Source organism: Streptomyces sp. NPDC006879 (assembly GCF_042869595.1).
Lineage (GTDB): Bacteria > Actinomycetota > Actinomycetes > Streptomycetales > Streptomycetaceae > Streptomyces.
Genome location: NZ_JBIAGC010000002.1, coordinates 244,039 through 266,136 on the forward strand (window position 1 = coordinate 244,039; position 22,098 = coordinate 266,136).

A 22,098-nucleotide genomic window follows, 5' to 3' on the forward strand; every position below is an offset into this window, starting at 1 on the left:
ATAGAGTGACAACAGTCAAGCGGATCGCAGACCTCGACGCACTGCCCGAAGGCACAGTCGTGGTCGGCCTCGACCCCCAAGCCACCGTCGTACACAAGCGAGACGGTCACTGGATCGACCTCCGCAAGCCCCCCGGCACCACCTGGAACGTCCGCACATACGTCATGGCTCGACGCTGGGGTATCCGCGTCGTCGCCGAACCCGAGAGGAACCCGAAGTGAGCAACCCCATTGAGACCCTGACGCAGGCCATCCGCGAGCAGGTCAGCAACGAGGAGCAGGGGCTGGCCGACCAGCTTCAGACCCTGATCAACGAGTACCAGGCCCGCGAGGACGAGCGCCAGGCCGAGATCGACGCCTGGTTCGACGAGAGCGGCGACGTGAAGGATGGCGACTACGACGGCTACGACGACACGAAGTGGAACGTGAACGAGGCCGGTCACGAAGACCTGGTGGGCCTCCTTGCCGAGCTGGCCGGCCTTCTTCCGGACCAGGTGTGATAGACGTACCGTGAGGATCACCCCCCGCAAGCACGAGGTGCAGGCAATCGTCGACATCCTGACCGACCCGACGTTCGAGAAGCCCGAGGACATGGCCAAGGCCGTGCTGAAGGAGTCCGCCTCGATCGTTCAGATGCGAAACCTCTGGGTCCTCACCCACCGATGGGCGGACGGGTCGAAGGGCCTAAACTACGGGCCCTTCGGCTCCACCGCGGAGGTCGAAGCCTTCGCCAAGAAGATGAGCTTCGGCGGCACGGGTCGAGCCATCCCCCTGACGTCCTCGGGGATCGCCCTCGCCAACCATGACGGCAAGGCCGGCTGGCCCGGCTACTGCCACAACCCGCAGTGCGGGCATCCCCCGTTCACACACTCGGCGGCCGGCGCCGCCCGCGGCCTGTGTCAGCTCACTGACTGCGACTGCGAGAAGTTCGTGAAGGACCCACCCAAGACCAAGAAGTAAGGAGCACCACCGTGACGCACAGGACAGTCGACTTCCGAGCTTGCGAGTGCGGCGTGAAGCGCGCGTTCGCCTCCCGCCACGACGCCGAGAAGGCCATGGGCAGGGCGCAGGCCAAGCGGACCCGCAAGGCAGACGCCAGGGGCATCCGGCGCGGTCTGAAGGTCGAGGGTCGCACGTACCAGTGCGAGCACGGTGCATGGCACCTGACGAGCATGTCCCGCAAGCAGTACGAGGAGGTCGCAGCGTGAAGATCCGCAACGGATGGGGCTGGGTTCGAGGGTTCGGATTCGCCAACGGCACCCCGGAGCGCAGCATCCTGGAGCCCATCGACTACAAGGCCCTCTACGAGGACGCGACCGAGCGCCTGGCGCAGGTCGAGGAAGCCCTGAACGACGCCCCCACCTACGAAGGTGCGGTCACCGCGGCGTACGACGTCCTCTATCAGGACCAGGTGTGATAGTGAGAGCCGCTTCGATCCTCGCCGCCCTCGTCCTGCTCGCCGGCCTCCTGGCTGCCACCCCCGCTCACTGAAAGGACCCCCACCCGTGACCATCACGACTCGCTCGGACATCACCGTCCAGCCCCTTCGCACCAGCGCCATGGACTACGACGTCGTCCAGGCCGCCCGCGTCAGCACCAAGGGAGCCGAGGCCATCGACTCGGATGGCGCGACCGAGGGTCTGATCAACTTCCTGATGCGCGACCGCCACGGATCGCCCTTCGAGCACAACTCCATGACGTTCTACGTCGAGGCCCCGATCTTCGTGGCTCGCGAGTGGTTCCGTCACAGGGCTGGCTGGAGTTACAACGAGGAGAGCGCGCGCTACAAGGAGTTGGCGCCCGTCTTCTACCTCCCGGCCGGCGACCGCAACCTGGTGCAGGAGGGCAAGCCCGGCGCCTACCGCTTCACGCCTGGCACCTTCGCCCAGTCCGTCGTCGCCCAGGCCGAGGCCGCGGAGTCCTACCGCAAGGCGTGGAACGCCTACCAGTCCCAGCTCACCTCGGGCATCGCCCGCGAGGTCGCGCGCAATGTCCTACCGGTCGGCATCTACACCAGCTTCATCGCCACCTGCAACGCCCGCTCGCTGATGCACTTCCTGAGCCTGCGCACGCAGCGCGAGAACGCCAAGGTCCCGAGCTTCCCCCTCCGCGAGATCGCCATGGCGGCCGAGCAGATGGAGGCGCACTTCGCCCGCTCCTTGCCGGTCACGCACGCAGCCTTCGAGGAGCACGGCCGGGTGGCCCCGTGAGCGCCCAGTACCCGCAGGTGCGGGCCGAGTGGCGCGAGACCGAGTGGAGCAGGGAGAAGCGGACCCGCTTCGCCGCGATGATGCTCCGCCTCCTCGCTGATGACGATGACGACGATAAGGATAGAAAGACGTAAGACGTAGCAGATCCACCGCATCGTAGGTTAGATTTACACACACCCCACGGAGGCATCCCAGCACGGGGTGCCTCCGTTCCGTGATAAGGAGACCCATGAGTAAGACGATCCTGCCTGGTCGGAGGGTTCATCGGCGCATACGCGTAGCCATCTACCGCCGTGTTAGTACGACCAAGCAAGTCGACGGCTTCGGTCTCGACGCACAGGACGACCTGTGCCGGCGCTGGCTGGACCTGATGCTCGGGGTCGGCAACTACGTGGTCGTGGATGTCTACACGGACGGCGGCGTCTCCGGAAAGCTCGCCGAGCGCGCCGACCTGGACCGCATGAACCGGGACATCGCCGCCAAGAAGATCGACCTGGTCATCTTCGGCAAGCTGGACCGCATCGGCCGGACCATGAAGAACATCCACCGCTGGGTGTACGACACCCACGACATCGAGGTGGAGAAGAACCGCACGGTCCGCATCGTCACCGCGGACAACCGCATCGACTCCGAGTCCGACATGTTCGGCGTCACGCTGGCGCTCCTGGCCTACATGGCAGAGATGGAGCACGCGCTGATCCTGGAGCGGACCATGTCCGGCCGGATTCAGAAGGTCATGGCCGGTGGCTGGCCGCACGGCGGCATCCCGTACGGCTACATGATCGACCCCGAGACCGGGGACGTCGTGGTCAACCCGCTGGAAGCCATGGTCATCGAGAAGGCGGTCGAGTTCCTCGTCGACTCCCCCGAGTACCTGACGCGTGGCGAGGTGGCCAGGAAGCTGAACGCCCTCGGCTACCGCACCCGCAAGGGGCACCTGTGGGACGGCAGCAACCTCGCGCAGCGAGTGAAGAAGGCGCTGACCGGGTTCGTCGAGTTCACCTTCGGCGCCGGCACCGAGGACGAGCAGGTCCACGTCCTCACGCTTCCCCAGATCATCCCCAACGAGCGCGCCCTGGCCACGCTGGCGGCGTTCGAGCGGTCGGCAAAGACCAAGAGCGCCTCGAACGACTACCCGCTCTCGACGCGCCTGATCAGCCTGTGCGGCGCGGGCATGGTCGGCGGCATCGACAAGCGCAGCGGCACCCGGAAGTACCGGTGCCAGAAGGTGCGCGAGGGGGCGGACTACGAGCACGAGTGCCAGAGCCTGTACGCGGACGACGTCGAGGCCGCCGTCATGGCCGAGGTGACCGGCCTGGTGGCCGACCGGGACAAGCTGCACGCCCTGATCAAGGAGGCGCTCGGCACCACCCCGATGCGGCTGGAGTCCTACCGGCGACGGCTGACCGAGATCGACGAGACGCTGGAGAAGAAGCGCAAGACCCGCAAGAAGGCCCTCGCCCGGCTCGTGGCGGCCGTCGAGATCGACGACGACGAGGACGACGACTTCGCCGAGGAGATGCGGCAGGAGATCGAGGAGCTGAAGGCCCGCTACAAGGAAGAGGAGGGCGACCTCCTTCAGGAGCGCGAGCGGGTCGAGGCGTGGATCGCGGACGTCGAGAGCGAGGAGGAGCGGGCCCTTCAGGTGCTGGCCGCTGCCGACAAGCTGCGGACCAAGATCGGGAAGCTGACCAAGCGCGAGCAGGCGGACCTGATTGAGATGCTCGACATCCGGGTGCAGGTCGAGGGCACCGCGAAGGTCCACCGCTCCGGGAACGTCGACCCGATCTCGAAGTGGCACTGGGAGACCGGCACGGAGGTGCCGGCCCAGCTGACTGACGAGATGTGGGAGAAGGTCTCGTCGATCATCTCGAACACGCAGAAGTGGAAGGACGTACGCGGCGGGTTCGACGTCCTGCTGGAGAAGGTCCGCACTGGGCGCACCTGGATGGAGTACGACAAGCACGAGCGGTTGGGCGGACGGTCGTACGGGACGCTGATGCGGACGATCCGGCGCTGGGATGAGAGCGGCGAGTACCGGGCGGCCCTGAAGGCTCTGGAGGGGTACCGCAAGGTCCCGGCTGCACCGCAGTTCTCGCTCCCGCCGATGCGGATCACGGGCACCATCGACTCGGGCCAGGGGAAGGTTTCCGCAGGTCAGACAGGGGATGTAGCGAATAGAGAACTGGGAGACGTTGACGGCCGGGGTTCACGGACTCCTCGGTGATGGATCTGATCCAGACCAAGCTGCCGAGCGCCGCCAGCGAGGACTGAGACCGCTCTGCCCCGCACGAGTGGGGCAGAGCGGTCGCGAAGGGCATCCGGTCAAGCGCGCCGGGTGCCCTTCGGGCGTTTCGCGGCTGCTTCGCCGTCCCCCGCGGGCAGCGCGTCGTCCCTGATGCAGCGCGCTGATCCAGCAGGGGCCACGTCACAGCCCTTAGAGTGAAGATCACCGAATACGCCCTGGCGTGAGCCCTGTAAGGTAATAGGAACGTAAAGAGATACTCATGGGTGCGCCGGGAAGTCTGGTCGGCAACTGCTCCGCCATGCCATCGACTTCCGGAGGTCCGCACCCGTGGCTGCGCCCACTCCCAGCACCAACCGCAAGTTCCTCGGTCGCCTCTCCCTGCCTGAGCGCCAATACGTAGCCGACGCGCTGCGCGCCGAAACGGTGGGTGGCGTCCTGCTCCTGGTCGCCGCGGTCACCGCGCTCCTCTGGGCGAACATCCCCCCGCTGGCGGACAGCTACAGCAGTGTGCGCAACTTCCACATCGGGCCCGCGTCCCTCGGGCTCGACCTGTCCATCCAGCACTGGGCCGCCGACGGCCTCCTCGCGATCTTCTTCTTCGTGGCTGGAATCGAGCTCAAGCGCGAACTGGTCGCCGGTGACCTGAGCGATCCCAAGGCCGCCGCTCTCCCCGTGATCGCGGCGATCAGCGGCATGGCCGTACCCGCCCTGGTCTACGCCCTGGTCAACACCTTCGGCGGCGGCTCCATGGACGGCTGGGCCGTACCCACCGCCACGGACATCGCCTTCGCACTGGCCGTGCTCGCCGTCATCGGCACCTCCCTGCCCTCCGCGTTGCGCGCCTTCCTGCTCACGCTCGCCGTGGTCGACGATCTCTTCGCCATCCTGATCATCGCCGTGTTCTTCTCCCACGGGATCAACTTCGCCGCCCTCGGGGGTGCGGTCGCGGGCCTGGCGCTGTTCTGGTTCCTGCTGCACAAGGGCGTACGGGGCTGGTACGTGTACATCCCGCTGGCCTTGGTCATCTGGGGGTTGATGTACAACTCCGGCATCCACGCCACCATCGCCGGCGTCGCCATGGGCCTGATGCTGCGCTGCACCCGCCGGGAAGGTGAGGAGCACTCCCCCGGCGAACACATCGAACACCTGACCCGACCGGTCTCCGCCGGTCTGGCCGTACCCCTGTTCGCCCTGTTCTCCGCCGGTGTGGCCATCTCCGGCTCAGCCCTCGGCGACGTCTTCACCCGGCCGGAGACCCTCGGTGTCGTCCTCGGGCTGGTCGTCGGAAAGACCGTCGGCATCTTCGGGGGTACCTGGCTGGCCGCCCGCTTCACCCGTGCTGAGCTAGGCGAGGACCTGGCTTGGCCGGACGTGCTGGCCGTCGCCTCACTCGCCGGCATCGGGTTCACCGTTTCCCTGCTCATCGGCGAGCTCGCCTTCGCCGGTGACGAGCTCCTGACTGACGAGGTCAAGGCCTCCGTCCTGGTGGGTTCGTTCATCGCCGCCGTGGTGGCCTGCGTGCTGCTCAAACTGCGCAACCGCAAGTACCGGGCGCTCACCGATGCCGAGGAACTCGACGAGGACCTCGACGGGATCCCCGACATCTACGAGCAGGACGACCCCGAGTACCACCTGAGGATGGCGAGGATCTGCGAGGAGAAGGCAGTGGAGCACCGCCGCAGGGCCGCGGAAGTGCGGGCCGCCACGGGCAGCGAGAGCAACGGTCCGGCATGATCTGACATCAGATCGCGGTATCCGACCCAGAGGGAGAAACCGATGACCGCAGTGGACGACGGGGTGCAGGGCGCCGAGCGCACGCTCGGACAACTGGTCGCCTCGGCCACCGCCGAGATGTCCGCGCTGGTGCACGATGAGATCGCGCTGGCCAAGGCCGAGCTCCGGCAGGACGTCAAGCGGGCGGGAGTCGGTGGCGGTGCGCTGGCGGTCGCCGGAGTACTGGCCCTGTTCTCGCTGCCCGTGCTGAGCTTCGCCGCCGCCTACGGAATCCACAACCTGGGTCTTGGCCTGGCCTGGTCCTTCCTGATCGTCGGGGTGGCCTTCCTCCTCATCGCGGGACTGGCGGCGTTCCTCGCGGTGACCAAGTTCAAGCAGGTCAAGCCGCCGGAGAAGTCCATCTCCTCCGCCAAACAGACCGCCGCCGTGCTCGGCACGGTCAAGCCGCATCCGCGGCCGATCCACGGTACGAGCGCGGCTATGGGACGCTCGTCTTCATGACGGTGCCCGAGTCCGAAGCCACCCCGAAGAACCCTCCCCGCGCGTCCACCGGGCCGTCGAGCCCGCTGCCACCGCCGACCGCCGCCTCCGCGGTACGGCTGGACGGGCCGTGGACCCATCGGGACGTGGCGGCGAACGGCGCCCGCTTCCACATCGCTGAGATGGGGGACGGGCCCCTGGTGCTGCTCCTGCACGGGTTCCCCCAGTTCTGGTGGACCTGGCGGCACCAGATGGCCGCCTTGGCCGAGGCCGGCTACCGAGCCGTCGCGATGGACCTTCGAGGAGTGGGCGGCAGCGACCGGACTCCCCGCGGATACGATCCTGCGAACCTGGCGCTGGACATCACCGGCGTCATCCGCTCCCTGGGCGAACCAGACGCCGCGCTGGTCGGACACGACCTCGGTGGGTACCTGGCGTGGACGGCCGCCGTCATGCGCCCGAAGCTGGTACGCCGGCTGGCAGTGTCCTCGATGCCGCATCCGCGGCGGTGGCGCTCAGCGATGCTCTCGGACCTCGGACAGACCCGTGCGGGGTCCTACGTATGGGGCTTCCAGCGCCCCTGGGTCCCCGAACGTCAGCTGGTCGCTGACGAGGGCGCGCTGGTGGGCGAGCTGATCCGGAACTGGTCCGGGCCTTCCGGGATCGACGATGAGGCCGTCGCGGTCTACCGGCGCGCGATGTGCATTCCCTCCACGGCGCACTGCTCGGTGGAGCCCTACCGTTGGATGGTCCGTTCCATGGCCCGCCCGGACGGACTCCAGTTCGGCCGACGGATGAAGCGGCCCATCCGGGTACCCACCCTGCACCTGCACGGTTCCTTGGACCCGGTGATGCGTACCCGCAGCGCGGCCGGCTCCGGCGAGTACGTAGAAGCACCGTACCGATGGCGGCTCTTCGACGGGCTCGGGCACTTCCCGCACGAGGAGGACCCGGGGGCCTTCTCCACCGAACTGGTCAATTGGCTCAAGGATCCGGAACCGGATCGCTGACGCTGCGTGAGCAGCACCGAACGACTATCTGACGAGCAGCCAATTGCCTACCGCATAGGCCGATTGGCCGCACACCGTGCGGTTACCGACCTTGGGCCACGGGCACAGGTCGGGGTATGGGCTGGACGCACGACTATGGTGACTCGGCACGCAACCGGCGCTCGGCGACCTCGCCGGGCTCGCACGAGAGGGGCGGCTCCGCAGGCCGGGGGCACGATCCCCGCCTCGGGATCCCGCTCATCCTCCGCAGGCGGGCCCGCTGGGTCTCGGCCCGGTTGAGGCATCCACGCAACTGAGCGGGTTGGTCCGGAGCCGCCGGGCGGTTCCGGACCAACCACTCACAAAGCGCATCCCTGGCTGTCGACGCGTTCCGTGGCGGACTTCCCGAACAGGATGTCGTCGCGGACCTCGTCCGCGGTGAGGGCGTAGCCGGTGTTGGGGTCATCGAGGGACTTGGCGAAGACCACCCCGTAGACCTGCCCGTCGGCCGTCAACAGCGGGCCACCGGAATTGCCCTGGCGAACGGTCGCGAACAGCGAGTAGACATCGCGCCGCACGGTGGTGCGGTGGTAGATGTCCGGCCCGTTGGCGTTGATACGGCCGCGGACCCGGGCGGGCCGCACATCGTAGGCGCCGTTCTCCGGGAAGCCTGCGACGATGGCGTCGTCACCGCTACGGGCGTCCTCGCTGGCGAACTTCAGGGCCGGCGCCTTCAGGTTCGGTACGTCCAGGACGGCGATGTCCCGCTCCCAGTCGTACAGGACGACTTCCGCCTGGTAGCGCTTGCCCTCACCGCCTATCTGCACGGTCGGCTCGTTGACCCCGCCCACCACGTGCGCGTTGGTCATCACCTTGTGCGGGGCGAAGACGAAGCCGGTGCCCTCCAGAACCTTGGCGCATTCGCTCGCCGTGCCCACGACCTTCACGATGGAACGCTTGGCCCGCTCGGCGATCGGGCTGGCACTGAGCGTCGGGTCCGGTGCCTGGACCTCGGTGATCGGTTCGTTCGAGAAGGGGCTGAAGACCTGCGGGAAGCCGTTCTGCGCCAGTACCGAACTGAAGTCGGTGAACCAGGTGTTCGCCTGGGCGGGCAACACTCGCGAGACCCCGAGGAGAACCTTGGAGTTACGGACCTCCTTGCCGACCGTGGGCAAGGAGGTGCCGGCCAGTGCAGAACCGATCAGCCAGGCGACCAGGAGCATGGCGACCACGTTCACCAGGGCTCCGCCGGTGGCGTCCAGGGCCCGGGCCGGCGACCAGGTGATATGTCTGCGCAGTCTGCTGCCCAGGTGCGTGGTGAACGCCTGCCCGATCGATGCACAGACGATGATCACGATCACTGCGACGATGGCGGCTGAAGTCGACACTTCGGAATTGTCCGTCAGCCACTTCCACATCAGCGGGAGCAGCGACACCGCGATCAGTCCACCACCCAGGAAGCCGATCACGGACATGATGCCCACGACGAAACCCTGGCGGTAGCCGACGATCGCGAACCATACGGCCGCGAGCAGCAAGAGGATGTCCAGCACGTTCACGAAGGTCACCGTCTCATGTGCGCCAGTCGAGCGGGACCGTCCGTGTACGGTCCCAGGGGCGCTCCCACCCGGCGAAGTACATGATCCGGTCGATCACTCCGGCCGTAAAGCCCCACACCAGGGCCGACTCGACCGTGAACGCCGGGCCTTTGTGTCCGCTCGGATGCACACACATGACACGGTTGGCGGGATCCGTGAGATCGGACACGGGCACGGTGAAGACCCGTGCCGTCTCCGCCGGATCCACCACCCCCACCGGGCTCGGCTCGCGCCACCAACCCAGGACAGGGGTCACCACGAACGAGCTGACCGGAATGTAGAGCCGCGGCAGCACCCCGAACAACTGCACGCCATCGGGATCGAGTCCGGTCTCCTCCTGCGCCTCCCGCAGCGCGGCACGCAACGGGCCGGTGGTCCCCGGGTCGCCGTCCTGCGGATCCAGGGCGCCGCCAGGGAAGGAAGGCTGCCCGGCGTGAGAACGCAAGGTGCCCGCGCGCTCCATCAGGAGCAGTTCGGGGCCGGCGGGACCCTCACCGAACAGGATCAGCACGGCCGACTGTCGCCCGGCACCGCTCTCGGGCGGCAGGAAGCGGCTGAGCTGCCGCGGCTGTACGTCCGTGGCGGCGCGCGCCACCGGCTCCAGCCATTCGGGCAGCCCTCTGTCGGTCAGCTCAAGCTCCCCGCCTTGAAGCGGCCGGCTCAGGCTCCCGTGCATCTGTGTCATCGGCACCCCTGTCGTCCCGTCCACGGGGACAACGCGACCGTGCCCCCGATTCGTTCCACCCCCATCAGGGCCCGTCACCCGGCGGCACCCTGTGGGGCCGCGGGGGCTCCGGGGTAGTCCGGGGGCGGACTGAGGCGCTGCCCGGGCTGGCCGCCCAGCTCGTACTTCAGGAGCTTCTTCGCCTTCTCCGGATCGGTCTCGCCCTCTCCGTAAGCCGGACACAGCGGAGCGATGGGGCAGGCGCCGCACGCCGGTTTGCGGGAGTGGCAGATCCGGCGCCCGTGAAAGACCACCCGGTGCGAGAGCATCGTCCACTCGCTCTTGGGGAAGATCGCGCAGATCTCCGCCTCGACCTTCTCCGGATCCTCCTGCTCGGTCCACTTCCACCGGCGGACCAAGCGGCCGAAGTGGGTGTCCACGGTGATGCCGGGGACACCGAAGGCGTTACCCAACACCACGTTGGCCGTCTTGCGACCCACGCCGGGCAGCGTGACCAGGTCTTCTATACGCCCGGGGACCTCACCACCGAACTTGTCCCGCAGCGCCGCGGACAAGCCGAGCAGGGAGCGCGCCTTGGCCCGGAAGAAGCCGGTCGGTCGGATGAGCTGTTCCAACTGCTCCGGGACCGCCGCGGCCATGTCCTCCGGCGTGGGGTACGCGGCGAACAGCGCCGGGGTGGTCTGGTTCACCCGCAGGTCGGTGGTCTGCGCCGAGAGCACGGTGGCGACCAGGAGCTCGAAGGGATTGCGGAAGTCCAGCTCGGGGTGGGCGTACGGATAGAGCTCGGCCAGCTCCCTGTTTATCTTCCGGGCCCGACGGACCATGGCGAGCCGGGATTCGGGCTTCGGGGCGGACTTGCTGGACTTCCGGGAAGCGGTCGCGGACCTCTTCCCGGATCCGGGGGAGGCCGTGCGCGCGGTCCTCTTCGACGGCTCGGCTCGGCCGGGTGACGGCTGATCGGACCCCTGTTCGCCCACAGCGGAACCACCCGCACCGGTCACCCGGCCGGGGCCCGTGGACTGTGCTCTCACCGGCGTATTGGACACCCGGCCAGCCTAAAGCTCCCCACCGACATCCGCCTCGATGATCCCCCAATGACGCCACGATTGCCCCCTGGCCACACAGCACACCCGTTCGTCCGGCATCCTTGTGATTGATCGCACTGTTTTGAGCGTCCGGCAAAATGGGGACCACGGTCCCCTGAGCTGGTCGACATAGGAGAGAACTCGTGGACGACGTTCTGCGGCGCGCCCCGCTCTTCGCGGCGCTCGATGACGAGCAGGCCGCGGAGCTGCGCGCCTCCATGGCCGAGGTGACCCTCGCACGCGGTGACGCCCTGTTCCACGAGGGCGACCCCGGGGACCGCCTCTACGTGGTCACCGAGGGCAAGGTGAAGCTGCACCGCACCTCCCCGGATGGCCGGGAGAACATGCTGGCCGTGCTCGGCCCCGGCGAGCTGATCGGCGAGCTGTCCCTCTTCGACCCGGGTCCGCGCACCGCGACGGCGACCGCGCTGACCGAGGTCAAGCTGCTGGGCCTTGGCCACGGCGACCTCCAGCCCTGGCTGAACGCCCGCCCCGAGGTCGCCACGGCCCTGCTGCGCGCCGTGGCCCGCCGGCTACGCAAGACCAACGACCAGATGTCCGATCTGGTGTTCTCCGACGTACCGGGCCGGGTCGCCCGCGCCCTCCTGGACCTGTCGCGCCGCTTCGGCGTGCAGTCGGAGGAAGGCATCCACGTGGTGCACGACCTCACCCAGGAAGAACTGGCCCAGCTGGTCGGCGCCTCCCGGGAAACGGTCAACAAGGCACTGGCGGACTTCGCGCAGCGCGGCTGGCTGCGCCTGGAGGCCCGCGCGGTCATCCTGCTGGACGTGGAGCGCCTCGCCAAGCGTTCACGCTGAGTCCCGCTGCACCCGGGCCACCCGCCCGGCCCGGCATCCCGGCGCCGTACGGATGGCGCCAGGATGCCGGGCCGGGCGCCGGACCCAGGTCCGGGGGCACCCGAGGCACAGTGGAGTCATGCGAAGCAAACAGGCACCCGGGAACCACGGACGGCGGGGACTGGACAGCCTGGGCTACATCGAGCGTGAGGGATCCCTGGGCCTGGTCCAGGAGGCCTTCCACCCCGTGGTCTCGGCCTCGCGCGAACGCCTGGCCCAGGCCTTCGCCCATGACCTGCACAGCGCCTACCTGTACGGATCCGTCCCCCGGGGGACCGCCCGCCCCGGCGTCAGTGACCTAGACCTCCTGCTCGCCCTGCACCACCCGCCCACCGAGGCGGCTCGCGCGCTGGCCCGTGAGGTCGGCGACGGGCTGGACGCGGACTACGCGGTGATCGACGGCGTGTCCGTCCTGGTCCACGGCAAGGCGGAGTTGCTCAGTGAGGCAGAGCGGTACGACACGGGCTGGTTCCTGGCCTGTCTGTGCACTGCGCTGCTCGGGCCCGACCTGGCCGAGCACCTCCCCCGCTACCGGCCGGACGAACGCCTGGCCCGGGAGAGCAACGGCGACCTCCCGCTCCTGCTGCCCCGCTGGCGGGCGCAGGTGGCCGCGGCCAGCGGGCCGGCCGAGCGGCGCTCGCTGAGCCGCCTCTTCGCGCGGAAGCTGGTCCGTAGCGCCTTCACTTTGGTGATGCCCCGATGGGGCGGCTGGACCAGTGACCTCACCCGGTCGACTGAAATCTTCGCCGACTTCTACCCACACGAACCGGCAAGGGTGGCGGAACTACGGAGGGCTGCGGCCGTCGCCCGGAATCCGAGCCCCGACCCGGCGGTGCTGACCGAGTTCACCGAGGACCTCGGTCCCTGGCTTGCCGCCGAGTACACGGCGGTGCTGGGCGGACGCGCGCCGCGCCCTTGACCGCGCCGCGGGGCCCGGGCGCCCCTCAGATCCGTGGCAGGGCCTCCACAGCCTCCTTGGCCTCCTTCAGACCCGCTCCGGTCAGCTGTCGATAGACCTTGATCGCCTCGATGCTCTTGCCCTCCGCAACCAGGGCCTGCACCCGGTCGAGCCCCGGTATCGGTGGTTCCTCCAGCCCGAGGTGGTCCATGATCAGGTCGAGGCGGCGGTCCAACCGGTCCAGGCGCCGCTCCAGGGCGGCGGCCCGGCTGCTGGTGACGGACTGCACCCAGGAGGCGCACGAGACCAGGATGAACAGGGCGATGATCACGAGTTCCATGGACCGAACCTACCCGCCCGGACCGGGTCTCCCTCAGGTCTTCTCGGGAATCAAGCCATGCTCGCGCAGGTACTCCAACTGGGCCCGGACCGAAAGCTCCGCCGCGGGCCACAGCGACCGGTCCACGTCCGCGTAGACCCGGGCCACCACCCGTGAGGGCGTCAGGAACCCTTCCTCCACGGCGGTCTCGACCTGGGCGAGCCGGTGTGCACGGTGTGCGAGGTAGAACTCCACTGACCCCTGCGCATCGTCCAGCACCGGCCCGTGGCCCGGGAGCACCGTGTGGACCCCGTCGTCGACGGTCAGCGAACGCAACCGCCTCAGCGAGTCCAGGTAGTCACCCAGCCTGCCGTCCGGATGCGCCACCATCGTGGTCCCGCGCCCGAGGACGGTGTCGCCGGTGAGGACTGCCCGGTCGGCGGGCAGGTGGAAGCTGAGGGAGTCCGCGGTGTGCCCCGGAGTGGGTACCACGCGTAGCTCAAGTCCACCGGTGGTCACCACGTCGCCAGCGGCCAGCCCCTCCTCTCCCAGCCGCAGCGCGGGATCGAGGGCCCGCACCGAGCTCCCGGTGAGTTCCGCGAAGCGACCCGCGCCCTCGGCGTGATCGGGATGGCCGTGCGTGAGCAGGGTCAGCGCCACCCGTTGACCCGACTCCTCGGCCACGGCGACGACCCGGTTCAGGTGCGCCTCGTCCAGTGGACCCGGATCGATCACCACGGCGAGATCCGAACCCGGCTCGGAGACGATCCAGGTGTTGGTGCCGTCCAGGGTCATCGGCGAGGGGTTGGGGGCCAGGACGTTCACCGCGCGTGCGGTCGCGGGCCCCGAGACCACCCCACCGCGAGGCTGCCCGGGGAGATCGCCGGCCGAGGTCACGAGGCGGCTCCGTGGTCGTTCGCACCGGGCATCCGCTTGGTGAACTCCTCATGCCCGGGCCAGCTGAGCACCAGCTCCCCGCCCTCCAGTTGGGCTTGCGCCAGTACCGGCGTCAGATCCCGCGCCGGCGCCGCCGCCAACGCTTCGGCGGCCGTCGCGAAGGGCTCGATCGCCCGCAGGGTGGAGATCGTGGGCGGCATCATCAGCAGCTCGCCCCGGTCATACCCGGCGGCTGCCTCGGCCGGTCGGATCCAGACGGTCCGGTCGGCCTCGGTGGAGGCGTTGCGGGTGCGCTGGCCGGCAGGTAGGGCGGCCACGAAGAACCAGGTGTCATACCGGCGGGGTTCGAACTCGGGAGTGATCCAGCGCGCCCACGCGCCCAGCAGGTCGGAGCGGAGCACCAGATCACGCCGGTCCAGGAACTGCGCGAAGGACAGCTCACGCGCGACCAGCGCACGCCGGTCGGCCTCCCAGTCCTCGCCGGTGGTGTCCTGGACCACCGTGTCCGGGGTGGGGCCGGCGAGCAGTACGCCCGCCTCCTCGTAGGTCTCGCGCACCGCGGCGCACACGATGGCCTGCGCGGTCGCGGTGTCGGTGCCCAACCGTGCCGCCCAGTCCGGGAGGGCCGGCCCGGCCCACCGCACGTGCAGATCGTGGTCCCGTGGATCGACGCCACCGCCCGGATACGCGTACGCGCCGCCGGCGAACGCCATCGAAGCACGCCGGCGCAGCATGTGTACGTCCGGGCCGACCGCGGCGGCGCCGGGCGCCGCATCGCGCAGCAGCAGTACGGTGGCCGCCCGTTTGGGGGCTACCGGGGTGAGCTCACCGCTCGCCAGGGCGCGGATCCGGTCGGGCCACTCGGGCGGGTACCACTGACCATTCGACATGGCCGGATGCTACGACCATCCGCCGGGATGTTCGAGGGGCAAGGCGCTGACCTGCGCGATCTGGTCCCTCGAACCACCCTGGATGGAGGCCCCGCGGGGACGGCCGCCGGGCCCCGCCGTCCTGGCGGCAGGGGGCCGCGTGGCGAACGGCGACCCGCACCTGACGGGTCGGGCGGGGCCGCCCGCGTCACCCGGAACACGTTCCAAGCTCTGTCCCGCGATGCCCAGTGGGGCAACGAGCGGCGTCAGGTGCGGTGCGTCGCCAGGCGGAGGGTCGCCTTCACACCCGGGCGCATTCGGGCGATTCGACCACGCCGCGAGGCGCCGTAGCTGTCGTCGCGCGCCCGCCGGGTGGTGCGGGACAGGCCTTAGCCCTCGACGAGCTCCACGAGAAGTTCGACCTCGACCGGCGCGTCCAGCGGCAGGACGGTGACGCCAACGGCGCTGCGGGCGTGGACGCCCTTCTCGCCGAGGACCTCGCCGAGCAACTCGCTGGCGCCGTTGAGGACCGCGGGCTGACCGGTGAAGTCGGGAGCGGAGGCGACGAACCCCACGACCTTCACGACCCGGGCGATCCGATCCAGGTCACCGACGACCGACTTCACCGCCGCCAAGGCGTTCAGCGCACAGGTGGCCGCGAGGCTCTTGGCTTCCTCCGGCGTCACCTCGCCGCCGACCTTGCCGGTCAGCGGAAGCTTGCCGTTCACCATCGGCAGCTGCCCCGCGGTGTACACGTACGCGCCGGAGCGCACAGCCGGCTGATAGGCCGCCAGCGGCGGGACGACATCGGGCAGGGTCAAGCCGAGCTCGACGAGCCTCGCCTCCACCGCGCCGGCGCTCATGCCTTCTCCCGCTTGAGGTAGGCCACCAGCTGCTCGGGGTTGTTCGGCCCGGGCACGACCTGGACGAGCTCCCAGCCGTCCTCGCCCCAGGTGTCGAGGATCTGCTTGGTCGCGTGGACGAGCAGCGGGACCGTCGCGTATTCGTACTTCTTCATGGAGGCGAGGGTAGTACCTGCCACCCGGACCCCACGCCAGAAGGACGCCCCACCTCGTGCGTACCGGAGCGGCCCACTGGTTAGGCTCGCATACGTGAGCAGGCTCCAGGTGGTCAGCGGCAAGGGCGGTACCGGGAAGACCACGGTCTCCGCCGCACTCGCGCTCGCCCTCGCGTCCGAGGGCAAGCGCACGCTTCTGGTGGAGGTCGAAGGCAGGCAAGGCATCGCACAGCTCTTCGGTACGGAGGCCCTCCCGTACGAGGAGCGCAAGATCGCCGTCGGTCCGGGCGGGGGTGAGGTGCACGCGCTGGCCATCGACGCCGAGCGGGCGCTCCTGGACTACCTCCAGATGTTCTACAAACTCGGTTCCGCCGGGCGGGCGCTGAAGAAGCTCGGCGCGATCGACTTCGCCACCACCATCGCCCCCGGCCTGCGGGACGTCCTGCTGACCGGGAAGGCCTGCGAGGCGGTGCGGCGCAAGGACAAGGCCGGGCGGTTCGTCTACGACCACGTGGTGATGGACGCACCACCGACCGGTCGCATCACGCGGTTCCTCAACGTCAACGACGAGGTGGCGGGTCTGGCCAGGTTCGGCCCGATCCACCATCAGGCCCAGTCGGTGATGAAGGTCCTCAAGTCCCCGGACACGGCAGTGCACCTGGTGACGCTGCTGGAGGAGATGCCGGTACAGGAGACCGTGGACGGCATGGAGGAACTGCGCGCCGTGGGGCTTCCGGTGGGCCCGGTCGTCGTCAACATGGTCCGCCCGCACCACCTGGACGAAGAGGCCCTGGAGTCAGCCGCGCAGCGACGCACCGAGGTGGCCGCCGCACTGGCTCGGGCCGGCCTGACCGGGCTGGGAGTGGGTCCGCTGGTCGACCCGCTGCTGGCGCAGGCCGCTGAGCACGCCGAGCGGGTCCGTCTGGAGCGCGAGCAACGCTGCGTACTGGAGGGCCTGGGCGTCCCGACGTACGAACTGCCCCTCCTCGGCGAAGGGGTGGACCTCGCCGGCCTGTACGAGCTGGCGGGCGAGTTGCGCAAACAGATCGCGGACGTGTGAGGACAGGAGACCCCATGGCTCTGGACACGGCGCCCCGGCTGGAGGTCGATCCGCTGTTGGACGACCCGGGCACCCGGATCATCGTGTGCTGCGGGGCGGGCGGAGTGGGCAAGACCACGACGGCCGCCGCGCTCGGAGTGCGAGCGGCCGAACGCGGACGCAAGGTGGTGGTCCTCACCATCGACCCGGCGCGCCGCCTCGCCCAGTCCATGGGGATCGACTCGCTGGACAACACTCCCCGCAGGGTGGCGGGCGTCGACGGCGGCGGCGAGTTGCACGCGATGATGTTGGACATGAAGCGGACCTTCGATGAGATCGTCGAAGCGCACGCGGATGGGGAACGGGCCCGCGCGATCCTGGACAACCCCTTCTACCAGTCCCTGTCGGCCGGTTTCGCTGGCACACAGGAGTACATGGCGATGGAGAAGTTGGGGCAGCTGAGGGCCCGCGAAGAGTGGGACCTCATCATCGTCGACACGCCGCCGAGCCGTTCCGCGCTGGACTTCCTGGACGCGCCGAAGCGTCTGGGGTCCTTCCTGGACGGGAAGTTCATCCGGGTGCTGATGGCCCCCGCGAAGGTGGGCGGGCGGACCGGCATGAAGTTCCTCAACGTCGGCATGTCGATGATGACCGGCACCCTCAGCAAGTTGATGGGGGCTTCCCTGCTGAAGGACGTTCAGACCTTCGTGGCCGCGATGGACACCATGTTCGGAGGCTTCCGGACCCGCGCCGACGCCACCTACCGGCTACTTCAAGCTCCGGGCACGGCCTTCCTCGTGGTTGCGGCGCCGGAGCCGGACGCACTGCGGGAAGCCGCGTACTTCGTGGAACGTCTGGGGGCGGAGGACATGCCGCTCGCGGGACTCGTGCTGAACCGGGTGCACGGCAGCGGCGCCACCCAGCTGACCGCGCAACGAGCCCTGGCCGCCGCCGAAGCACTCGGCGAGGACCCAGCCGAGTCATCCGGTACTCGCGAAGCAGAGGCCACAGAGAATCTTGTCGACGCCGGCATTGTGGATCAGAGAGCCGGGAAGGCTGGTCTCGGCGAGCCGGGCCACAGCGCCGATCCCCACACCGCGGTCGATCCCGAAACGGCAGCGGTGACAGCCGGATTGCTGAGGCTGCACGCCGAGCGCATGCACGTGATGTCCCGTGAGCAGCGCACGCGGGACCGCTTCACCTCGCTACACCCCGAGGTCGCGGTGACCGAGGTGGCTGCCCTGCCCGGCGATGTGCACGACCTCGCCGGGCTGCGGGCCATCGGAGACCGGCTGTCAGCCGGCGGAACCGTCGGGGTCTGCTGAAGCCACAGGCGGGCCGCACGCATGGGTCGCGCGCGGAACCGTCGCTACTGCCTGCCGCCCCCAGAGCGTCTACCCCGCGGCGGCGTACGACTCGTAGGCGACATCCTCGTCGACGTCCACTTCGGTGTCGACGGTGAGGATGCCCGTACTGCGCTCATACTCCGTGCGAGCGGTTTCGAGCAGCCGCCGCCACGAAGTGACGGTGGGACGCCTGCGCAGCAACGCGCGCCGCTCCCGCTCGGTCATACCGCCCCATACTCCGAACTCCACACGGTTGTCGAGCGCGTCGGCCAGACACTCGGTCCGCACCGGACAGCCGGTGCACACCGCCTTGGCCCTGTTCTGTGCTGCACCTTGAACGAACAGTTCATCCGGATCGGTAGTGCGGCAGGCTGCCTGCGCACTCCAGTCGGTTACCCAGCCCATGCCGGCGCCGTCCTCTCCCGAATCGAGGCTCCCCCACGGCGGCAGCGGCATATTCACCGCTACCAGTTGAGGACGTTACGGAAGGTAGACACAGCGCAACACCCCCGACGGGCCCAATCTTGAATGGTCCGAACGGACTATGCGTAAGCGGCAGATCACCCGACGGAGTGATCAGAAGACATGGCCGACCAAACAGGCATTTCGGGGTGGTTCGGGCGACTGGGAACACACCCAAAGGGTGAATGTCCCTCAGGGGGGTTGAAGTCACACCCCCACTGCTGTGACAGTTGTGATCAGCTTAGGCCAAGGCATGCGCACGTGTCCGGCGAATGAGAACCTAGGGGCTGCCCCATCACCCCCGTGGGCCGGTGCACCGCATCTGGTGCCGCGCCGCCGCAAGGCGGACAAGCGCCCCGCACCAGGCACTTGAGGACGGGCGGCCGACGCGGCCAGTCACTGACTCCGCCGTGGCACGCCCGTCGGGACGATGCCCGCGGGGCACTCTTTTGACGCCTCACATCGCTCCTCGTTCAAGGCGGCACGCCTCGCGGGTGGGGGCAATCCGACGACTCCGCCCGGCTCGGGGGAAAACCCGACAGGGCGGGGGCGCCGCCGCGCCGGCACTTCCCCTCACCCGTCCGTCACAAGCGCCGCCTCCTGGATGAACAATGATTCCAGCCAGCCCGCTTGGTGAATTTGTTCGAAGAATTCTGGCCGAATGATTCCGGCCCCAATTCGGGTGACAGCCGCCGTCACACCACATCGACTACACCCCCCTTCGGAATGGCCCGTGTCCACCCGCCCGGCGCCAGGGGTGCCACCGACCGCACGGGACAACCGCAGTGACACGGAGCCCGAAAACGTGACCGTCATCACCACGAGCTCCCCGCCGGGCGATCGACACCGAGACCTCAACGGGTCGACTCCCCCCGGATGTCACGGTCTGGTACTCGAACGCTCCGAGAGGCCCCCGCTCCTGCGGTTCGCACATCACTACGGATTAGGCTGCCCCCATGGCAAAGAAGCGCTCGGGCGGAGGTCTCACCGGGACCCAGCAGGCCGCCAAGTTCCTCGGGGTCGCCGTTCTCTCCGGAGTCGTGCTCGCCGGAATCGCCCTCCCCGGTGCCGGAGCACTGGGGCTCGCGGCGAAGGGCACGGTCGAGGGGTTCGACGAGATCCCGGCCAATTTGAAGACCCCGCCGCTGAGTCAGCGCACCACCATCCTCGACGCCGAGGGCGGACTCATCGCCACGGTGTACTCAAGGGACCGTAAGGTCGTACCACTGACCGCGATCTCCCCGTACATGCAGAAGGCGATCGTCGCCATCGAGGACTCGCGCTTCTACGAACACGGCGCCATCGACCTCAAGGGCATCCTGCGCGCAGTCAACCGCAACGCCCAGGAAGGCGGCGCCGCCCAGGGCGCCTCCACCCTCACCCAGCAGTACGTGAAGAACGTCTTCGTCGAAGAAGCCGGCGACGACCCGGAGAAGGTCGCCCAAGCCCAGGAGAAGAGCCTGGGCCGCAAGGTGCGCGAGCTGAAGTACGCCATCCAGGTCGAAGAGGAACTCGGGAAGAAGAAGATCCTCGAGAACTACCTCAACATCACCTTCTTCGGCCAACAGGCCTACGGGATCGAGTCCGCGGCACAGCGCTACTTCAGCAAACCCGCACGCGACCTGACCCTGGACGAGTCGGCACTGCTCGCCGGCATCGTCCAGTCACCGAGCCGCTACGACCCCGTCAACGACACCGAAGAAGCAGCCCAGCGCCGCAACATCGTGCTCCAGCGGATGGCGGACATCCGCTACATCTCACAGGCCGAGGCCGACGAAGCCAAGGCCAAACCGATCAAGCTGAAGGTCACCCGACCCAGAAACGGCTGCATCACCGCCGGAAGCGGAGCCGGGTTCTTCTGCGACTACGTCCGCGCGGTCTTCCTCTCCGACCCCGTCTTCGGCAAGACCAAGGAGGACCGCGCCAAGATCTGGAACCGCGGCGGCCTGACCATCCGCACCACGCTGGACCCGCAGTCACAGGACGCCGTCAACGACTCGATCAAGAAGCGCGTCTACCAGGACGACAAGGTCGCCGCCGCCGTGACCCTCGTCCAACCGGGCACCGGGCGGATCCTGGGCATGGGCCAGTCCAAGCCCTACGGCTTCGGAACCAACGAAACCCAGATCAACTTCTCCGTGGACAAGGCGCTCGGAGGCTCCAACTTCGGCTTCCAGATCGGATCCACCTTCAAGCCCATCGTGGCCGCCGCCGCGCTGGAGCAGGGCATGGCCCCGTCCAAGACCTACCGCTCCCCCTACCGGATGGAGTACCCCAGCCCGGTCCAGCTCTGCAACGGCAAGCAGTGGATCAACACCGAGGGCACTCCGGTGACCAACGAGACGAAGTCGGAGGTGGGCCCCTACTCGCTGCGGAAGGCGATGGAGAAGTCCATCAACACCTACTTCGTCGAGATGATCAGCGAGATCGGCGTCTGCCCCGTCACCGACCTCGCCGCCAAACTCGGCGTCATCGAAGCCAGCGGCAAGCGGCTCAAGCAGGTCCCCTCGATCGCACTCGGCACCGGCGAGATGTCCCCGCTGACCATGGCCAACGCCTACGCCACCTTCGCCAACCGCGGCACGTACTGCTCCCCCGTGGCCATCGAGTCGATCACCAATGCCCAGGGCAAGGCGATGCGCGTGCCCAAGAGCAAGTGCGAGCAGGTCATGTCGGAGCGGACCGCCGACACGATCAACACCCTGCTGCGCGGCGTGGTCGACTCCGGCACCGGTGAACGGGCCGGCCTCTCCGACCGCGACAGCGCCGGCAAGACCGGTACCACGGACGAGCGCAAGAACGCCTGGTTCGTCGGCTACACGCCCAACATGGCCGGCGCCGTGTGGGTCGGCGCGGGCGGCCTGAAGAAGGTGCCGATGGAGGACATCACCATCGGCGGCCAGTACTACCCGAAGGTCTTCGGTGGCGGTCTGCCCGGCCCGATCTGGAAGGGCGCCGTCTCCGGCGCCCTGGAAGGCCGCGAAGTACAGAGCTTCGTCACCGTGGGCATCCCCGAGCCGGTGCAGACGCCGCAGCCCGACGGGAACAAGAACGGGCGCAAGCGCAGCGACCGCGACGACGCCAAGCCCGGTCGCCGCACCTCGACAGGCGGCACCAGCACCGGCACCGATGGCGGCCGTTCCGTTGGCGGAACCGACAACGGCAACGGCGGCGGAAACGGAAACGGGAACGGAAACGGTGCCGTGGGAGGCGACTTCGGAACCGGCCTGCCCGACGTGATCGGCGGCGTTGAAGGCCCGTAGAGCGACCCGTGAGGCGTACAAGCCAGGGGCCCGGAGATGACCTTCCGTCATCTCCGGGCCCCTCCGCCGTACACCCCGGCCGCACCCCACCACGCCACCGAA

Annotated in this window: 26 protein-coding genes; 17 read left to right on the top strand and 9 right to left on the bottom strand. The window is 68.7% G+C overall.

Annotated elements, in window-relative coordinates; translation table 11 throughout:
* Window positions 1–5 precede the first annotated feature (5 nt).
* The 12 genes from ACFYMC_RS02775 (at window position 6) to ACFYMC_RS02830 (ending at window position 7,977) form a co-directional block, all read left to right on the top strand.
* Window positions 6–221, top strand: a complete 216-nt coding sequence (locus ACFYMC_RS02775) for a hypothetical protein (protein WP_388517716.1) — start codon at window positions 6–8, stop codon at window positions 219–221.
* Window positions 218–499 (top strand): hypothetical protein, encoded by a 282-nt coding sequence (locus tag ACFYMC_RS02780; protein WP_388517719.1) that lies wholly within the window; start codon window positions 218–220, stop codon window positions 497–499. Before ACFYMC_RS02775 ends, ACFYMC_RS02780 begins: the two co-directional genes overlap by 4 nt.
* A 10-nt stretch (window positions 500–509) precedes the next feature.
* Window positions 510–959, top strand: a complete 450-nt coding sequence (locus ACFYMC_RS02785; RefSeq protein WP_388517722.1) for a hypothetical protein — start codon at window positions 510–512, stop codon at window positions 957–959.
* Between the two features lie 11 nt (window positions 960–970).
* Entirely contained in the window at window positions 971–1,207 is a 237-nt protein-coding gene (locus ACFYMC_RS02790) for a hypothetical protein (protein WP_388517725.1), read from the top strand.
* Entirely contained in the window at window positions 1,204–1,416 is a 213-nt protein-coding gene (locus tag ACFYMC_RS02795) for a hypothetical protein (RefSeq protein WP_388517728.1), read from the top strand. Before ACFYMC_RS02790 ends, ACFYMC_RS02795 begins: the two co-directional genes overlap by 4 nt.
* Window positions 1,417–1,558: 142 nt before the next feature.
* Window positions 1,559–2,209, top strand: a complete 651-nt coding sequence (gene thyX, locus ACFYMC_RS02800) for an FAD-dependent thymidylate synthase (RefSeq protein ID WP_388517954.1) — start codon at window positions 1,559–1,561, stop codon at window positions 2,207–2,209.
* Window positions 2,206–2,343: a hypothetical protein gene (locus ACFYMC_RS02805; RefSeq protein ID WP_388517730.1), complete on the top strand. Its 138-nt coding sequence runs from the start codon at window positions 2,206–2,208 to the stop codon at window positions 2,341–2,343. Before thyX ends, ACFYMC_RS02805 begins: the two co-directional genes overlap by 4 nt.
* A gap of 95 nt (window positions 2,344–2,438) precedes the next feature.
* Window positions 2,439–4,436 (top strand): recombinase family protein, encoded by a 1,998-nt coding sequence (locus tag ACFYMC_RS02810; protein ID WP_388517732.1) that lies wholly within the window; start codon window positions 2,439–2,441, stop codon window positions 4,434–4,436.
* Window positions 4,437–4,784: 348 nt separating this feature from the next.
* Window positions 4,785–6,191, top strand: coding sequence for a Na+/H+ antiporter NhaA (gene nhaA / locus ACFYMC_RS02815; RefSeq protein ID WP_388517735.1), 1,407 nt, complete (start codon window positions 4,785–4,787; stop codon window positions 6,189–6,191).
* Window positions 6,192–6,233: 42 nt separating this feature from the next.
* Window positions 6,234–6,692 (top strand): phage holin family protein, encoded by a 459-nt coding sequence (locus ACFYMC_RS02820; RefSeq protein ID WP_388517738.1) that lies wholly within the window; start codon window positions 6,234–6,236, stop codon window positions 6,690–6,692.
* Window positions 6,689–7,681, top strand: a complete 993-nt coding sequence (locus ACFYMC_RS02825) for an alpha/beta fold hydrolase (protein ID WP_388517741.1) — start codon at window positions 6,689–6,691, stop codon at window positions 7,679–7,681. Before ACFYMC_RS02820 ends, ACFYMC_RS02825 begins: the two co-directional genes overlap by 4 nt.
* A 116-nt stretch (window positions 7,682–7,797) precedes the next feature.
* The gene (locus ACFYMC_RS02830) at window positions 7,798–7,977 is read left to right on the top strand and encodes a hypothetical protein (protein WP_388517743.1); all 180 of its coding nucleotides are present in this window, start codon (window positions 7,798–7,800) and stop codon (window positions 7,975–7,977) included.
* Between the two features lie 42 nt (window positions 7,978–8,019).
* On the opposite strand, the gene ACFYMC_RS02835 is transcribed toward ACFYMC_RS02830, so the two are convergent.
* The 3 genes from ACFYMC_RS02835 to nth all read right to left on the bottom strand — a co-directional run bounded on the left by ACFYMC_RS02835 (window position 8,020) and on the right by nth (window position 10,989).
* Window positions 8,020–9,219 carry a MarP family serine protease gene (locus ACFYMC_RS02835; protein WP_388517746.1) on the bottom strand — a complete coding sequence of 400 codons (1,200 nt, stop codon included), beginning with the start codon at window positions 9,217–9,219 and terminating at the stop codon, window positions 8,020–8,022.
* Window positions 9,220–9,232: 13 nt separating this feature from the next.
* Window positions 9,233–9,934: an NUDIX hydrolase gene (locus ACFYMC_RS02840; RefSeq protein ID WP_388517957.1), complete on the bottom strand. Its 702-nt coding sequence runs from the start codon at window positions 9,932–9,934 to the stop codon at window positions 9,233–9,235.
* Between the two features lie 83 nt (window positions 9,935–10,017).
* Entirely contained in the window at window positions 10,018–10,989 is a 972-nt protein-coding gene (nth, locus tag ACFYMC_RS02845; protein ID WP_388517749.1) for an endonuclease III, read from the bottom strand.
* 182 nt (window positions 10,990–11,171) lie between these two features.
* Here nth and ACFYMC_RS02850 point away from each other — a divergent pair, with 182 nt between their 5' ends.
* Both ACFYMC_RS02850 and ACFYMC_RS02855 read left to right on the top strand, forming a co-directional pair.
* Complete coding sequence (locus ACFYMC_RS02850; RefSeq protein ID WP_388517752.1) at window positions 11,172–11,846, top strand: Crp/Fnr family transcriptional regulator; 675 nt, start codon at window positions 11,172–11,174, stop codon at window positions 11,844–11,846.
* A gap of 118 nt (window positions 11,847–11,964) precedes the next feature.
* On the top strand, window positions 11,965–12,804 hold the full coding sequence (locus tag ACFYMC_RS02855; RefSeq protein WP_388517755.1) for a nucleotidyltransferase domain-containing protein: 840 nt from the start codon (window positions 11,965–11,967) through the stop codon (window positions 12,802–12,804).
* Window positions 12,805–12,829: 25 nt separating this feature from the next.
* Here ACFYMC_RS02855 and ACFYMC_RS02860 read toward each other — a convergent pair whose 3' ends face one another.
* The 5 genes from ACFYMC_RS02860 to ACFYMC_RS02880 all read right to left on the bottom strand — a co-directional run bounded on the left by ACFYMC_RS02860 (window position 12,830) and on the right by ACFYMC_RS02880 (window position 15,886).
* On the bottom strand, window positions 12,830–13,123 hold the full coding sequence (locus ACFYMC_RS02860) for a ribosomal protein L7/L12 (protein WP_388517757.1): 294 nt from the start codon (window positions 13,121–13,123) through the stop codon (window positions 12,830–12,832).
* Between the two features lie 33 nt (window positions 13,124–13,156).
* Complete coding sequence (locus ACFYMC_RS02865; protein WP_388517759.1) at window positions 13,157–13,999, bottom strand: MBL fold metallo-hydrolase; 843 nt, start codon at window positions 13,997–13,999, stop codon at window positions 13,157–13,159.
* On the bottom strand, window positions 13,996–14,889 hold the full coding sequence (locus ACFYMC_RS02870; RefSeq protein WP_388517762.1) for an NUDIX hydrolase: 894 nt from the start codon (window positions 14,887–14,889) through the stop codon (window positions 13,996–13,998). Before ACFYMC_RS02870 ends, ACFYMC_RS02865 begins: the two co-directional genes overlap by 4 nt.
* A gap of 368 nt (window positions 14,890–15,257) precedes the next feature.
* Entirely contained in the window at window positions 15,258–15,731 is a 474-nt protein-coding gene (locus tag ACFYMC_RS02875; RefSeq protein WP_388517765.1) for a RidA family protein, read from the bottom strand.
* A complete protein-coding gene (locus ACFYMC_RS02880) occupies window positions 15,728–15,886 on the bottom strand; it encodes a DUF4177 domain-containing protein (protein WP_388517768.1) in 159 nt (52 codons plus the stop codon). Before ACFYMC_RS02880 ends, ACFYMC_RS02875 begins: the two co-directional genes overlap by 4 nt.
* A 94-nt stretch (window positions 15,887–15,980) precedes the next feature.
* Between ACFYMC_RS02880 and ACFYMC_RS02885 the strand changes: the two genes are divergently transcribed.
* Together ACFYMC_RS02885 and ACFYMC_RS02890 are read left to right on the top strand one after the other, a co-directional pair.
* Entirely contained in the window at window positions 15,981–16,946 is a 966-nt protein-coding gene (locus ACFYMC_RS02885; protein WP_388517771.1) for an ArsA-related P-loop ATPase, read from the top strand.
* A gap of 14 nt (window positions 16,947–16,960) precedes the next feature.
* A complete protein-coding gene (locus ACFYMC_RS02890; RefSeq protein ID WP_388517774.1) occupies window positions 16,961–18,250 on the top strand; it encodes an ArsA family ATPase in 1,290 nt (429 codons plus the stop codon).
* 69 nt (window positions 18,251–18,319) lie between these two features.
* Here the strand turns inward: ACFYMC_RS02890 and ACFYMC_RS02895 are convergent, their stop codons facing one another.
* Entirely contained in the window at window positions 18,320–18,676 is a 357-nt protein-coding gene (locus ACFYMC_RS02895) for a WhiB family transcriptional regulator (RefSeq protein ID WP_388517777.1), read from the bottom strand.
* 1,013 nt (window positions 18,677–19,689) lie between these two features.
* Here ACFYMC_RS02895 and ACFYMC_RS02900 point away from each other — a divergent pair.
* Window positions 19,690–21,996 (top strand): transglycosylase domain-containing protein, encoded by a 2,307-nt coding sequence (locus ACFYMC_RS02900; RefSeq protein WP_388517779.1) that lies wholly within the window; start codon window positions 19,690–19,692, stop codon window positions 21,994–21,996.
* Window positions 21,997–22,098: the final 102 nt, after the last annotated feature.

Coding starts and splice junctions, on each gene's coding strand:
- ACFYMC_RS02820 (WP_388517738.1), top strand. CDS start 6,234: ATGACCGCAGTGGACGACGGGGTGCAGGGCGCCGAGCGCACGCTCGGA.
- ACFYMC_RS02875 (WP_388517765.1), bottom strand. CDS start 15,731: ATGAGCGCCGGCGCGGTGGAGGCGAGGCTCGTCGAGCTCGGCTTGACC.
- thyX (WP_388517954.1), top strand. CDS start 1,559: ATGGACTACGACGTCGTCCAGGCCGCCCGCGTCAGCACCAAGGGAGCC.
- ACFYMC_RS02895 (WP_388517777.1), bottom strand. CDS start 18,676: ATGGGCTGGGTAACCGACTGGAGTGCGCAGGCAGCCTGCCGCACTACC.
- ACFYMC_RS02855 (WP_388517755.1), top strand. CDS start 11,965: ATGCGAAGCAAACAGGCACCCGGGAACCACGGACGGCGGGGACTGGAC.
- ACFYMC_RS02810 (WP_388517732.1), top strand. CDS start 2,439: ATGAGTAAGACGATCCTGCCTGGTCGGAGGGTTCATCGGCGCATACGC.
- ACFYMC_RS02860 (WP_388517757.1), bottom strand. CDS start 13,123: ATGGAACTCGTGATCATCGCCCTGTTCATCCTGGTCTCGTGCGCCTCC.
- ACFYMC_RS02890 (WP_388517774.1), top strand. CDS start 16,961: ATGGCTCTGGACACGGCGCCCCGGCTGGAGGTCGATCCGCTGTTGGAC.
- ACFYMC_RS02880 (WP_388517768.1), bottom strand. CDS start 15,886: ATGAAGAAGTACGAATACGCGACGGTCCCGCTGCTCGTCCACGCGACC.
- ACFYMC_RS02840 (WP_388517957.1), bottom strand. CDS start 9,934: ATGCACGGGAGCCTGAGCCGGCCGCTTCAAGGCGGGGAGCTTGAGCTG.
- ACFYMC_RS02900 (WP_388517779.1), top strand. CDS start 19,690: ATGGCAAAGAAGCGCTCGGGCGGAGGTCTCACCGGGACCCAGCAGGCC.
- ACFYMC_RS02870 (WP_388517762.1), bottom strand. CDS start 14,889: ATGTCGAATGGTCAGTGGTACCCGCCCGAGTGGCCCGACCGGATCCGC.
- ACFYMC_RS02825 (WP_388517741.1), top strand. CDS start 6,689: ATGACGGTGCCCGAGTCCGAAGCCACCCCGAAGAACCCTCCCCGCGCG.
- ACFYMC_RS02830 (WP_388517743.1), top strand. CDS start 7,798: ATGGGCTGGACGCACGACTATGGTGACTCGGCACGCAACCGGCGCTCG.